The organism is Microbacterium oleivorans (genome assembly GCF_023715745.1).
GTDB lineage: Bacteria > Actinomycetota > Actinomycetes > Actinomycetales > Microbacteriaceae > Microbacterium > Microbacterium oleivorans_D.
In genome coordinates this window covers 72,442-84,787 of record NZ_JAMBOV010000001.1, presented here as the reverse complement: position 1 = coordinate 84,787, position 12,346 = coordinate 72,442, and the positions used below count along the sequence as shown (strand labels likewise).

The 12,346-nt window shown below is 70.2% G+C and carries 16 protein-coding genes; 11 read left to right on the top strand and 5 right to left on the bottom strand.

Annotated elements, in window-relative coordinates; all coding sequences use genetic code 11:
- The first annotated feature begins 11 nt into the window (after positions 1–11).
- From M3190_RS00410 to M3190_RS00385, 6 genes are all read left to right on the top strand, one after another.
- The gene (locus tag M3190_RS00410) at positions 12–968 is read left to right on the top strand and encodes an ABC transporter permease (protein WP_251577220.1); all 957 of its coding nucleotides are present in this window, start codon (positions 12–14) and stop codon (positions 966–968) included.
- Positions 965–1,819, top strand: a complete 855-nt coding sequence (locus M3190_RS00405; RefSeq protein WP_251577218.1) for an ABC transporter ATP-binding protein — start codon at positions 965–967, stop codon at positions 1,817–1,819. The genes M3190_RS00410 and M3190_RS00405 overlap by 4 nt, the downstream gene beginning before the upstream one ends.
- Complete coding sequence (locus tag M3190_RS00400) at positions 1,816–2,625, top strand: ABC transporter ATP-binding protein (protein WP_251577216.1); 810 nt, start codon at positions 1,816–1,818, stop codon at positions 2,623–2,625. The genes M3190_RS00405 and M3190_RS00400 overlap by 4 nt, the downstream gene beginning before the upstream one ends.
- Positions 2,626–2,633: 8 nt before the next feature.
- A complete protein-coding gene (locus tag M3190_RS00395; RefSeq protein WP_251577214.1) occupies positions 2,634–3,653 on the top strand; it encodes an acetylxylan esterase in 1,020 nt (339 codons plus the stop codon).
- Between the two features lie 69 nt (positions 3,654–3,722).
- On the top strand, positions 3,723–4,835 hold the full coding sequence (locus M3190_RS00390) for an ROK family transcriptional regulator (RefSeq protein WP_251577212.1): 1,113 nt from the start codon (positions 3,723–3,725) through the stop codon (positions 4,833–4,835).
- A 9-nt stretch (positions 4,836–4,844) separates the two neighbouring features.
- On the top strand, positions 4,845–5,564 hold the full coding sequence (locus M3190_RS00385; RefSeq protein WP_251577210.1) for a peptidase E: 720 nt from the start codon (positions 4,845–4,847) through the stop codon (positions 5,562–5,564).
- Positions 5,565–5,580: 16 nt separating this feature from the next.
- On the opposite strand, the gene M3190_RS00380 is transcribed toward M3190_RS00385, so the two are convergent.
- Positions 5,581–6,579 carry an adenosine deaminase gene (locus M3190_RS00380; RefSeq protein WP_251577208.1) on the bottom strand — a complete coding sequence of 333 codons (999 nt, stop codon included), beginning with the start codon at positions 6,577–6,579 and terminating at the stop codon, positions 5,581–5,583.
- Between the two features lie 53 nt (positions 6,580–6,632).
- Positions 6,633–7,103, bottom strand: a complete 471-nt coding sequence (locus M3190_RS00375; RefSeq protein ID WP_251577207.1) for an Asp23/Gls24 family envelope stress response protein — start codon at positions 7,101–7,103, stop codon at positions 6,633–6,635.
- Between the two features lie 137 nt (positions 7,104–7,240).
- Here M3190_RS00375 and M3190_RS00370 point away from each other — a divergent pair, with 137 nt between their 5' ends.
- From M3190_RS00370 to M3190_RS00355, 4 genes are all read left to right on the top strand, one after another.
- Positions 7,241–7,738 (top strand): DUF805 domain-containing protein, encoded by a 498-nt coding sequence (locus M3190_RS00370; RefSeq protein ID WP_251577205.1) that lies wholly within the window; start codon positions 7,241–7,243, stop codon positions 7,736–7,738.
- Positions 7,739–7,779: 41 nt separating this feature from the next.
- A complete protein-coding gene (locus M3190_RS00365; protein ID WP_251577203.1) occupies positions 7,780–7,941 on the top strand; it encodes a hypothetical protein in 162 nt (53 codons plus the stop codon).
- A 64-nt stretch (positions 7,942–8,005) separates the two neighbouring features.
- Positions 8,006–9,298, top strand: a complete 1,293-nt coding sequence (gene nhaA, locus M3190_RS00360; RefSeq protein ID WP_251577201.1) for a Na+/H+ antiporter NhaA — start codon at positions 8,006–8,008, stop codon at positions 9,296–9,298.
- Positions 9,295–9,633 carry a DUF6804 family protein gene (locus tag M3190_RS00355; protein ID WP_251577199.1) on the top strand — a complete coding sequence of 113 codons (339 nt, stop codon included), beginning with the start codon at positions 9,295–9,297 and terminating at the stop codon, positions 9,631–9,633. The genes nhaA and M3190_RS00355 overlap by 4 nt, the downstream gene beginning before the upstream one ends.
- A 1-nt stretch (position 9,634) precedes the next feature.
- Here M3190_RS00355 and M3190_RS00350 read toward each other — a convergent pair whose 3' ends face one another.
- Genes M3190_RS00350 through M3190_RS00340 form a run of 3 tightly spaced genes read right to left on the bottom strand, consistent with a single transcriptional unit; the run spans position 9,635 to position 11,783 of the window.
- Positions 9,635–10,024, bottom strand: coding sequence for a ribonuclease inhibitor (locus M3190_RS00350; RefSeq protein WP_251577197.1), 390 nt, complete (start codon positions 10,022–10,024; stop codon positions 9,635–9,637).
- A gap of 5 nt (positions 10,025–10,029) precedes the next feature.
- Positions 10,030–10,965 carry an aldo/keto reductase gene (locus tag M3190_RS00345; RefSeq protein ID WP_251578948.1) on the bottom strand — a complete coding sequence of 312 codons (936 nt, stop codon included), beginning with the start codon at positions 10,963–10,965 and terminating at the stop codon, positions 10,030–10,032.
- A complete protein-coding gene (locus M3190_RS00340) occupies positions 10,965–11,783 on the bottom strand; it encodes an EI24 domain-containing protein (protein WP_251577195.1) in 819 nt (272 codons plus the stop codon). The genes M3190_RS00345 and M3190_RS00340 overlap by 1 nt, the downstream gene beginning before the upstream one ends.
- Before the next feature lie 95 nt (positions 11,784–11,878).
- Here M3190_RS00340 and M3190_RS00335 point away from each other — a divergent pair, with 95 nt between their 5' ends.
- Positions 11,879–12,343, top strand: a complete 465-nt coding sequence (locus tag M3190_RS00335) for a DUF2975 domain-containing protein (RefSeq protein WP_251577194.1) — start codon at positions 11,879–11,881, stop codon at positions 12,341–12,343.
- Positions 12,344–12,346: the final 3 nt, after the last annotated feature.

Here is a 12,346-nt window from a genome sequence, read left to right as displayed (position 1 = left end):
TCGGAATCACCATGACCTCCAACGCCGTTACCGCCGACCTGGCACTCGAAGCCCCGCCCGACCGCAGTCCGGGAGGCGGCGGTCTTCGGGCCCTGCTCCCGCGCCGCCCCGGAAAGCTCCTCGTCGGCCTGTCCATCAGCGCCGTCATCGTCGTCTTCGCCGTGGTCGGGCCCCTGCTCGCCGACGACCCGCTGCGCATCCGTGACATCGGCTTCACCCCACCGGGGGCGGAGTTCTGGCTGGGGACCAATCAGAAAGGCCAGGACATCTTCGCCCAGGTCGCGCTGGCGACCGGGAACTCCCTGATCGTCGGAGTGCTCGTCGGTCTCCTGACCCTGCTGCTGTCCGCGCTGTTCGGCATCGTCGGCACGTTCCTGGGCGGCGTCGTCGACGAGGCGTTCTCCCTGCTGTCGAACATCATGCTCGTCATCCCCGGGCTGCCCCTCCTGATGATCCTGGCGGGGTACATCGAGGAGCGCGGCATCCTCGTCATCGCGATCGTCCTCGCCATCACCGGCTGGGCCGGGTCGGCGCGGGTGCTGCGCGCCATCACCCTCAGTGTGCGCAGCCGCGACTACGTCGCCGCCTCCCGCGTGAGCGGTGAGCGCACGTGGCGCATCGTCGCCGTCGAGATCCTGCCGAACCTCCTTCCGATCCTCGCGTCGCAGTTCATCTTCGGCGTCATCGCCGCGATCCTCGCCGAGGCGGGGCTGTCCTACCTGGGCCTCGGAGTGGTCGACGACTACACCCTCGGGCGCATCCTCAATGAGGCCCAGATGGGAGGAGCGCTGCGCGCGGGGGCGTGGTGGTGGTTCATCCCGCCGGGGCTGATCATCGCCGCGCTGGGTGCGGCGCTGTCGCTCATCAACTTCGCCCTCGACGAGGTCGTCAACCCGAAGCTGCGTGTGCAGCCGGTGCACAAGACCGGACGCACTCGCACGCGCCGTCAGGCGGTGAGCGTCTCATGAGCGCCCCCGTCCTCAGGATCCAGGGGCTGTCCGTCGACTACGCGGTCGAGCCGCGGGTGCACGCCCTCGCCGACGTCGACCTGGAACTCCACCGCGGAGAGGTCCTCGGGATCGCGGGGGAGTCGGGGTGCGGCAAGTCGACCCTCGCCTATGCGGTGACCCGCCTGCTCAAGCCTCCCGCGGAGGTCGTCTCCGGAGAGGTGCACTTCCTCGCTGACGGGGAGGACGTGCGGATCGATCAGCTCGAGGGCGAGGCCCTCCGTCGATTCCGCTGGGACCGCATCTCCATGGTGTTCCAGGGGGCGATGAACGCCCTCAACCCGGTGCTGAGCATCGGAGCGCAACTGGGGGATGTGTTCACCACCCATCGTCCCGGCATGAAGGATGCCGAGCGCCGAGCTGCGTGCGCGCGACTCCTCGAGAAGGTGGGCGTGCCGGCCGATCGACTCACCGTCTATCCGCATCAGCTGTCGGGCGGGATGCGTCAGCGCGTCATGATCGCCATGGCCCTCGCGCTCGATCCGCCCGTCATGATCATGGACGAGCCGACGACGGCGCTCGACGTCGTCGTGCAGCGGGAGATCCTCGACGAGATCCTGCGGCTTCGTGACGAGTTCGGGTTCGCGGTGATCTTCATCACCCACGACCTGCCGCTGCTGCTGGAGATCAGCGACCGCATCGCCGTCATGAGGGAGGGCCGCATCACCGAGCTCGCGCCCACTCGACGGCTCTACGAAGCACCTGAACACCCCTACACCCGCGAGCTCCTGCGCTCGTTCCCGAGTCTCACCGGCGATCAGGGCGGGTTCGTGCGCACCGGTGCGGTGCGTGTCGTCGAGGAGGAACGATGACCGAACTGGACGTGCGGAACGTCACGAAGATCTACCACTCGGTGGGCCGGGCGCGCGCGGTGACGGCGGTGTCGGATGTCGACCTCACCCTCACGGCGGGGCGGACCGTCGCCCTCGTGGGCGAGTCGGGCAGCGGCAAGTCCACGATCGCGAAGATGCTGCTCCAGCTGGAACGGCCGACCTCTGGCGAGATCCTCCTCGACGGCGAGCCGATCGCGCGGCACGGGCGCGGGCTGGACCGGTACCGCGCGGCCGTGCAGATGGTGTTCCAGGACCCGTTCGCATCCCTCAATCCGTTCCACACCGTCGGTCACCACCTCGCCCGGCCGTTGCTCGTGTCGGGCCGGGCGCGCGGCGCGCGCGATACCAAGCACCGGGTCGCGGAGCTGCTCAGCCGCGTCCGACTGGATCCCGCGCTCGCCTCCCGTCGTCCGCACGAACTCTCAGGTGGTCAGCGACAGCGGGTCGCGATCGCTCGGGCGCTGGCACCCGAGCCGCGGGTGCTGATCGCCGACGAGCCGGTCTCGATGCTCGACGTGTCGATCCGACTGGGGGTTCTCAACCTCCTCGCGGACCTGCAGCGCGAACGCGACCTGGCGGTGCTCTACATCACCCACGATCTCGCCACGGCACGCCACTTCAGCGACGAGATCCTCGTCATGTACCGCGGTGAGATCGTCGAACGGGGGCGGAGCGATCAGGTGATCCTCCACCCGACGCACCCGTACACCCAGAGGCTCGCGGCCGCGGCGCCCGACCCGCGCCGCCGGTTCGCGGCTCAGCAGGGAACCGGCACCGCCTCGTGAACGTCGATATGCCCTACGACGCCCTCCGTGCCTACGAGTACCCCGGTGCGGAACCTGTGGACTTCGACGCCTTCTGGCAGACCTCGCTCGACGAGGCGGCGCAGCATCCGCTCGGCCTGCGGGTCGAGCCGGTCTCGACGGAGTTCCCCGTGCTGTCCGTGTGGGACGTGACCTTCAGCGGGTTCGGCGGACATCCCATCAAGGCGTGGCTGAAACGTCCCGCCGCGGCATCCGGTGATCTGCCGCTCGTCGTGGAGTACGTCGGGTACGGCAGCGGACGCGGCGACGTCCTCGACAACACCTTCTGGGCGCTGGCCGGCTTCGCCCACCTGGTGATGGACGTGCGGGGGCAGGGCGCGAACGGGATGCCCGGAGACACCCCCGATCCCGTGGGCAGTGGCCCGGCTTTCCCGGGTTCGATGACCCGCGGCATCCTCGACCCGCACGACTACTACTACCGGCGGGTCTACATCGATGCCGCGCGGGCCGTGGACGCGGCACGCCGCCTACCGGGTGTCGACCCGACCCGCGTCGCCGTGGCCGGCGGCTCCCAGGGCGGCGCGCAGGCGCTGGCGGCAGCCGGTCTGTGCCGGGATCTCGCGGGGGTCGTCGCCTTCGTCCCGTTCCTCAGCGCCTTCGGGCGTGCCCTCGAGATCACCGACGTGCACCCGTACGCCGAGATCTCGCGCTACCTTCGCGTGCGGCGGGGCGACGTCGCGCAGGTGCATCGGACCCTCGCCTACGTGGACACGGTCCACCATGCGCGTCGCGCGACCGCGCCCGCTCTGTACAGCACGGCGCTCGCCGACTCCACGTGCCCACCCTCGACCGTGTTCGCATCGTTCCGGGCGTACGGGGGCGACAAGCGGATCGAGGTCTGGCCGTACAACGGTCACGAGGGCGGCGGCTACGACGATCTGCGCCTTGCGGCTCGCTTCCTCGCCCCGCTGCTGCGAGGCGAGCCCGTCGACGCGGGAGGTTCCGCAGAGGTCGTGCTCCGACGCGAACCACTCGAGGCGGCAGACTGAGATCCGACGGACCCATGCACGAACAGGAGGCCATCGGTGGCGAAGAGCAGCTCTAGCACGCGCGGACGGGTGCTGGATCTGATCCGGGCGCAGGGTCCGGTGAGCCGGATCGAGCTCGCGGAGCTGACAGCACTGACGCCGGCGGCGATGACCGGCATCGTCCGAGACCTCCTCGCCGCTGATCTCGTCACGGAGGTCGGCGCGGGAGCACCCACCGGCGGCAAGCGGCGGATGCTGCTGCAGCCCAACCCCACGGCGCAGTTCGCCGTGGGGATCGAGCTCGGCTTCGTGCGCGTCCATTGCGTCCTCGTCGATCTGCTCGGCCGCCCGATCTCGTCGGTCGAACTCCCCGGCGCGGGTGAGGCGGATCCCGAGTCGGTGGTCGAGCGGGTGGCGGCGGCCTTCGCCGACCTCGTCGCGGACGCCGGGGTCGACGCCGCGCGGCTGGTGGGGATCGGGCTCGTCGCCCCCGGGCCGATCGACCTCTCGCACGGCCGCGCGGTGCAGCTGCCGACCCATCAGCAGTGGCAGGAGTACCCGTTGCGCGACCGCCTCGCGGAGCTCACCGGCCTCCCGGTCTGGCTGGGGAACGATGCCAACGCTGCGGCGGTCGGCGAGCACTGGACGGGTGCCGCCGGATCGGCCCGTGCGTTCGCCACCGTGCACATGGGAGTGGGGATCGGTGCCGGCCTGATGGTCGGAGGCGAGCTGATCCTCGGCGCGAGCTCGAACGCGGGCGAGATCGGTCACATGTCCGTCGACGCCGATGGCCCACGCTGCCACTGCGGCGCGCGGGGATGCGTCGAGCTGATCGCCGCCCCCTTCACCGTCGAGCGGTTGTACCGCATCGCGACCGGCGAGGCGGTGGACTCCGCCGAGATCGGTGCTCGCGCGCTCGCGGGCGAGGGTGACGCCCTCGTCATCATGGAGGCCGCGGCGGATGCGGTCGCGACGGCGCTCGTCAGCCTCGCGAACGTCCTCGACCTCGATCTCGTCGTCTTCACGGGTCCGGGTTTCGGGCCCGCCTTGGAGCTGTTCCGTCATCGCGCTGCGCACCACCTCGATCGGGCCTTCCTGTCGCGGCGTTCCCACGAGGTCGACGTCCGCGTTTCCGCGCACGCCGCCGATGCCGCCGCCCTCGGCGCGGCGTCCCTCGTTCTCAAACAGACACTGACGGCATAGGAGGCTCCGATGAGCACTCTCGGTACGATCGTCGCGACGTGCGGCGGGTGGTCACCTGCGGCATGGGGCGACGTGGAGCTCAGTCCGGTACAGCGGTACGCCATCGACCTCGCGGGTGTGGCGGGGCGACGTCCCCGGGTCGCCTTCGTCAACACGGCGTCGGGCGACCAGCGCGGTGATGAGGGCCGTGAACTCGCCGCGGCGGCCGCCGCTGGAGTGGATGCGGTCCACGTGCGCCTCTTCGGACGCAACCAGCCCGATCTCGACGAAGTCATCGGGGGATGCGACGTGGTGTGGGTGGGCGGAGGAAGCGTGACGAATCTCCTCGCGGTGTGGCACGCACACGGGCTGGATCGCGTGCTGCGCGGCGCGTGGCAGCGGGGTGTCGTGCTGGCCGGTACCTCCGCGGGGGCCATCTGCTGGCACGTCGGCGGTCCGACGACGTCGACGGGCGGGCTGACCGTGGAAACCAATGGTCTCGGCCTGATCCCAGGTTCGGTCGGAGTGCATTACGACTCGCAGCCCGGGCGGCGCCCCGCGCTCCACGCGGCGGTCGCGGAGGGGCTGCTCCCCGACGGTTTCGGCCTCGATGAGGGTGCCGCCGTCGTGTATCGCGGCACCGAGCCTGTCGAGTACCTCAGCGAGAATCCCGCGGGAGCGGTCTACCGCGTGCGCCGGTCGCACGAGCGCGCCACCGAAGAACGCCTGCCGACGCGCCTGCTCGTCTGACCGCTGCGCATGCGTGTCAGGCGGATGCCGCCCACGCTCGGATCTCTGCGATGAGAGCGGCCTTTCGCGCGGCATCCGCGAACGACGCCTCGATCGAGTTCTCGGCGAGCTGCGCCAGTTCGGTCGTGTCGAAGCCGAGCGAGGCGACGGCGGCGTAGTTGTCGCCGATGTACCCGCCGAAGTACGAGGGGTCGTCGGAGTTGATCGTGACGACGACGCCCGCCTCGACGAGGCGGCGCAGCGGATGCGCGGCGAGGTCGGGCACGGCCCGCAGCCGCACGTTCGACAGAGGGCACACGGTGAGCGGCACCCGGTGTTCGGCGAGGTGCGCGATCAGGTCGGGGTCGTCCACAGATCGGATGCCGTGGTCGACCCGCTCGACCTCGAGCTCCCGCAGCGCCTCCCAGACGTACGCCGCGGGACCCTCCTCCCCGGCGTGGGCGACGCGATGCAGCCCGAGCTCGGCGGCACGGCGGAACACGCCTTCGAAGAGCGACGGCGGGTAGCCGACCTCCGCCGAGTCCAGACCGATGCCGAGGATCTCGTGCGCACGGGGCGCGATCTCGTCGAGGAGCGCCTCTGCGGAGGTGACCGGCTGGTCACGGACGATGCAGACGATGAGTCCGCCGGTCATGTCGAAGCGGTCGGCTGCCGTCCGGAGGCCGGCCCGCAGCCCGTCGATGACGACGTCGACCGGGACGCCGTTCGCGGCGTGGACCTGCGGGTCGAAGAACATCTCGACGTGCCGCACGCCCTCGGCCGCTGCCCGCTCGAGGTAGGCGACGGCGAGCTCCTCGAAATCCCGAGCGGTGCGCAGTGCGGTCATGCAGGAGTAGTAGAGGTCGAGGAACGACTGCAGGTCCGTGAAGTCGTAGCGGGCGCGGAGGTCGTCGATGTCGGCGAACGGCAGCAGGACGCCGTTGCGCCGCGCGAGGGAGAACGCGAGCTCCGGCTCGAGCGTCCCCTCGATGTGCAGATGCAACTCGGCCTTCGGGAGGGTGCGCAGATCCGTCACGGGGAGCCATCGTACGCACCCTCCCGGATCGGCCGGGTGGGCGAGGTGCCGGATCAGGCGACGCGCGGCTCGTCCTGCTCGTCGGACTCGTCCTCGATGTGGACGTCGTGGATCTCGACGTTGACCTCGACGACCTCGAGCCCGGTGAGACGGTGCACGGAGCCGGCGACCGAGCTGCGGACCTCGTCGGCGACGCGGCCGATCGGAGCCGGGTACTCCACGACGACCTTGAGGTCGATCGCCGCCTGCGTCTCGCCGACGTCGACCTTGACGCCCTGCGTCAGGTCGGTCGCATTGATCGCGTCGCGGATCGCGCCGAGGGCGCGAGCGCCGCCGCCGCCCAGCGCGTAGACGCCGGTCACCTCGCGCGCGGAGATGCCGGCGACCTTGGCGACCACGCCGTCGGCGATCGTGATGGTGCCGGCGGTGGTCGGGGCGTCCGTCCCGCGTGTCCCGGGCGCACGGTCGACGCGAGCGGCAGGAGCCGCCGCGGACGGGGTGGTGGTCTTCTGGTCCTCAGCCATGTCACTGTCCTTCTCTGTGTCTGTGGGGGCGGGATGTTCCGCCTCTGTACATGAGAGGGATCCCGACCGGTAGTCGTCACAAAAAAGTGCGACATCCGCCACGATGGAGCCACGCAGTCGACGCGCTGGAGGAACACATGTCCTACGCCCCGCCCCCGCCGCCCTCCCCGTACGGCCGACCGACGCCCCCCGCTGCCGGTCCCGGCCAGCCGCCCCTCGAGTGGCCCCATTACGGGGCGACGTTCACCCAGGCGTTCGTGCGGTACTGGAAGAAGTACGCCACCTTCACCGGCCGCGCGAGTCTCAGCGAGTTCTGGTGGATGCGACTCGCGTACCTGCTCATCGTGATCGTGCTCGTCGTGATCATGATCGGCGGGGCACTCGTCGGTGTCTCGTACGACCCGATGACCGGCGAGAGCCAGCCGGGCCCGCTGATCGCGGTCGGCGGCATCCTCCTGGTCCTCTTCATCATCGCGACGATCATCCCGGATGCCGCTCTCACCTGGCGCCGGCTGCACGACGCGAACCTGCCCGGGCCGCTCTTCTTCCTCTCGTTCCTCCCGGGTGTCGGCGGCATCGTCCTCCTCGTGCTGACGCTGCTGCCGACCAATCCCGCCGGCCGTCGCTTCGGCTGAGGCACCGGTCGACACCCGGCCCGCGCCGGTACGATGGGGGCATGACGATCACGGCCCGCTACCGCCTTGAGCGGGCCCTGCCGTCGGCCATCGGGATCCGCACCCTCACCGCTCCGCAGCACCCGGGCACGAACGGCTGGGTGAGCGAGTGGGGCACCAACGCGCACGGTGAGATCGCCGGCTGCCCGCCGTCGGGGTTCTGACCCGCACCGCTTGTCGGTGCGCCCTTCAGCGACCCTCGATCACCGACGCGGAAAGCGATCCGTCATGTCCACCTCCCCTTCCTCCTCCTCCCGCACCGCCCCCCATGAGATCTGGCGCGGAATCCGGCAGACCGTGCAGACCGACACGTTCGGCGGCATCCTGCTGCTCGCCGCGACCGTCGCGGCCCTCGTCCTCGCCAACTCGCCCGCCGCGCCCTGGTACACCGGCCTGCGCGAGACGTCCTTCGGGCCCGAGGCGCTCCACCTCCACCTGACCGTCGCGCACTGGGCGGCCGACGGACTGCTCGCGATCTTCTTCTTCGTCGTCGGTCTCGAACTGAAGGAGGAGATCGTCGCGGGGCGGCTGCGCTCTCCGCGCATCGCTGCGGTCCCCGTGATCGGCGCGCTCGGGGGTGTCATCGTCCCGGCGCTCATCTTCACCGCGTTCACGGTGGCGGTGCCGGGCGACGCGGTGCGGGGATGGGCCATCCCGACGGCGACGGACATCGCCTTCGCGATCGCGGTCTTCGCCGTCGTCGCGAAGGGGCTGCCGCCCGCGCTGCGTGTCTTCCTGCTCACCCTCGCCGTCGTCGACGACCTGTTCGCCATCACGATCATCGCGACGGTCTACACCGACGACCTGCAGCCCGTGTGGCTCGCTGCAGCGATCATCCCGCTCGTCCTGTTCGGGCTGGCGGTGCGTCGCGGCATCCGGCACTGGTGGGTGCTGATGCCGCTCGCGATCGTCACGTGGGGGCTGGTCCACGCGTCGGGCGTGCACGCGACCATCGCCGGTGTGCTGCTGGCCTTCACGGTTCCCGCGACGGTGACGCCGCGCGCCCGGGTGCAGGTGGGGACGGATGCCGACGGCGCCCCGATCCACGATGCGTTCACCGCGCACTTCGCCGACCGCTTCGGTCCTATCTCGACGCTCGTCGCCATCCCCGTGTTCGCGTTCTTCTCCGCGGGGGTCACGGTCGGCGGCTGGGACGGCCTGGTCTCGGCGTTCGCAGACCCGGTGACCCTCGGCATCCTCGTCGGGCTCGTGCTGGGCAAGCCGATCGGCATCCTCCTCGCCGTGTTCCTCCTCACCCGGATCCCCTCGGTGCGGCGGACGTTCGAGCTGCGGTGGGGCGACATGCTGGGCGTGGGTCTTCTCGCCGGTATCGGGTTCACCGTCGCTCTGCTCGTGGGGGAACTGTCCTACGGCGTGGGCTCCCTCGAGGACGATCACGCGAAGATCGGCATCCTCACCGGATCGGTGATCGCCGCGATCGTCGGCGGAGCGGTGCTCGCCTGGCGCGCGCGACGTGTGCGGCAGACTGAGACGACGTCCCCGTCCGGAGGAGCCCCGTGAGCCGCGCGCAGCCGACACCCGCCATGTATCAGCGGAACGCCCTCGCGCCGAGCCTGCTGGCCGCGGCGGTCCTTTTCGTCGCGCCGGCGCTGCTCGAGAGCGACTGGTTCCTCACCGTCCGGTTCGTCGCCACGATCCTCGCGCTCATCATCGGATGGTTCGCGGTGCAGGCGCGGCACTGGTGGTGGGTGCCGATCATGCTCGCTGTCGCGGTGATCTGGAACCCGATCTTCCCCTTCGCGTTCGCGGGTGCGATCTGGAGCGCCGCCCAGGTCGCGGCCGCGTTCGTCTTCCTCGCCGCCGGCGCGACGATCAAGATCCGGCGCCAGACCTGACTCAGCGGAGGTCGAGCGCGACCTGCGGGTGGGCGGCGAAGACGTCGAGCACCCGGTCGAAGTAGGTCGCGCCGGTCCCCGCGCGAAGGTCGTCGAGCTGATGCTGGATGGTCTCGGACCGGAACGTGCCCGGCTGCGCCAGCTTCCTCCGCAGCCATCGTTCGGTCTCGGCGAGGCCGAGGGTGCTCCGACTGCGCGCCGCATCTCGCCAGACCACCTGTGCGGCGTCATCATGCGCGAGCGACCCGTAGCCGCCGTACAGCAGGTCGTCCAGCGCGTCGAGGCTGGCGCCCAGCTGCCAGTCCTCCCCGGCCATGAAGACACGGTTCAGTTCGGCGTAGAGATCGGGGATGCCCCGGATGCGGCTTCCCTCGATGACGTAGTCAGCCACGCGGGTCAGGGCACCTTGTGGCCCGCGGCCGAGATGAGGCCGTACCACTCGGCGCGGGTGAGGGGGATGTCGGAACCGGCCGCGGCATCCGTCACCCGCTGCGGGTTCGTCGTGCCGAGCACGACCTGCATGTGCGCGGGATGCCGGGTGATCCAGGCCGTGGCGATCGCGAGCGGCGTCACGTCGTATTTCGTCGCGAGGCGGTTGAGAAGGGTGTTCAGCTCGGGCAGTTCGGGGGCGTCGAAGATGACCCCGTCGAAGAACCCCTTCTGGAACGGCGACCAGGCCTGCAGCGTGATGCCGTTGATGCGTGCATAGTCGACGAGCCCGCCGCCGTCCCGCGTGATGGAGTCGTCCTCGCCGGCCATGTTCGATGCGAGACCCTGGGCGACGATGGTCGAGTGCGTGATCGACAGCTGCACCTGATTCGCGACGATCGGCTGGGTCACGGCCGTCTTCAGCAGATCGATCTGCCGAGGCGTGTGGTTCGATACGCCGAAGGCGCGGACCTTCCCGGAAGACTCGAGGTGGTCGAAGGCGCGGGCGACCTCCTCGGGCTCGACGAGCGCGTCGGGGCGGTGGAGCAGGAGGATGTCGATCCGATCGGTGCCGAGCGCCTGCAGCGACTCTTCAGCCGAGGCGACGATGTGCTCGTACGAGTGGTCGAAGTGCCACTCGTCCGGCACGATGCCCGTCTTGGTCTGGAGCGTGATCTCGTCGCGTTCAGCCGGGCTGAGGCGCAGCGCCTCGGCGAAGCGGCGTTCGCAGCCATGGCGCGAGCTGCCGTACAGGTCGGCGTGGTCGAAGAAGTCGACACCGGCCGCGCGGCAGGCGTCGTAGAGCTCCCGGATCGCGGCATCCGACATCTCCTCGATCCGCATCATCCCGGCGACGATGTTCGGGACCGTGCGGTCGGTGGGTCCGAGGGGGACGAGGCGCATCATCGTGCTCCGTTTCTCCGCCGAGGCGGCGGGGTCGACTCCCCAGCATGGTCGACGGAGGCCCGCGCGTCGAGCAGGGTGCGCGCGAGCACAGTGGACCCGGCGACCGCGGCGGGCATCGTGATGACGGCGCCCAGAGGGATCAGGAAGCAGAGCTGGGTCGCGACACCGAAGCCCAGCACCCGCGCGCGCTGACCGCGACGCAGGTCGCGGCGGGCAGCGGCATCCAGTCCTCGCGCGGCGAGGGCGCGGGAGGTGAGCTCGTCCGCGAGGAGCCAGCCGGTGAGGGAGGCGCCGACGATCGCGCCGAGGGCGGTGCCCACGACGGGGATCAGCCCGACGAGACCCGCGACGACCGCCGCGAGGAGCCCTCGGAGGATGAGTCCGATGCTGTCTCCGATCGACCGCCAGAACCCGTAGTCGGATTCCGGGGGAGCGTCGCCGAGGTGCCCCTCGACCGATCGCCAGATGCGCTCGTAGAACGGGTCGCCGACCAGCAGGGTGAGCGCGGTGAACGACACGACGGCGAGCACGATCGCGCCGCCGACGAGTGCCGCGCCCACACCGAACCGCACGAGCGAGGCGAAGAACTCCGACCACGTGTCGGCGAAATGCGTGAGCGCGGTCACGATGTCGCCCACGAAGACGATCAGGGTGACGATTCCCGCCAGGAGCACGATGCCGACGATCGCGGCCGGAATCAGCCCCAGTGCCATCGCACGGGGCAGTCGACCCCAGAACGCGAAGCCGCGACCGAGATCTCCGACCCCTCGGAAGAAGGAGGCGACCGGATGGCGCGCGGGCGGGGAAGTCGTCATGCCCCCATCCTGCCGTGCACAGGCCATGACGGGACCTGTGGCGCGAGCACCGTTTATCGACATAGAGTGATCGACAATCGATAGATGGGGTGCGCATGTTCGCTCTCGGCAAGGCGGGCGCCGGTTTCCTGTTCACGGTGATCGTCATCCTGCAGATCTGGGTCGTACCTGACCTCATCAACGGCGTGGTGCAGGTGATGCCGGAGGTCTCCGGGCTGCGGGACGCGGGGGCGGTGCTCCTCGCCATCCTGCTCCTCTGTGGGCAGCTCGCCCTGGTCTGCGTGTGGCGGCTGCTGACGCGCGCTGATCACGGGCGCATCTTCGAGGACGGAGCGATCCGCTGGGTCGACGCGATGATCGGGTGCGTCGCCGCGGCGATGCTCGTCGTGATCGTCGGGTGCGGGATTCTCGTCGGCGCGGGTGCCGGGAATCGGTTCGTCGTGTGGATGACGTTCCTCGCTCTCATCCTCGGTGTCGGCGTCGCGCTCCTCGTCGGGGCGCTGCGTGAGGTGCTGCGGAACGCGGTGAACCTGCAGGACCAGGTCGGCGCAGGCGGGTGATCG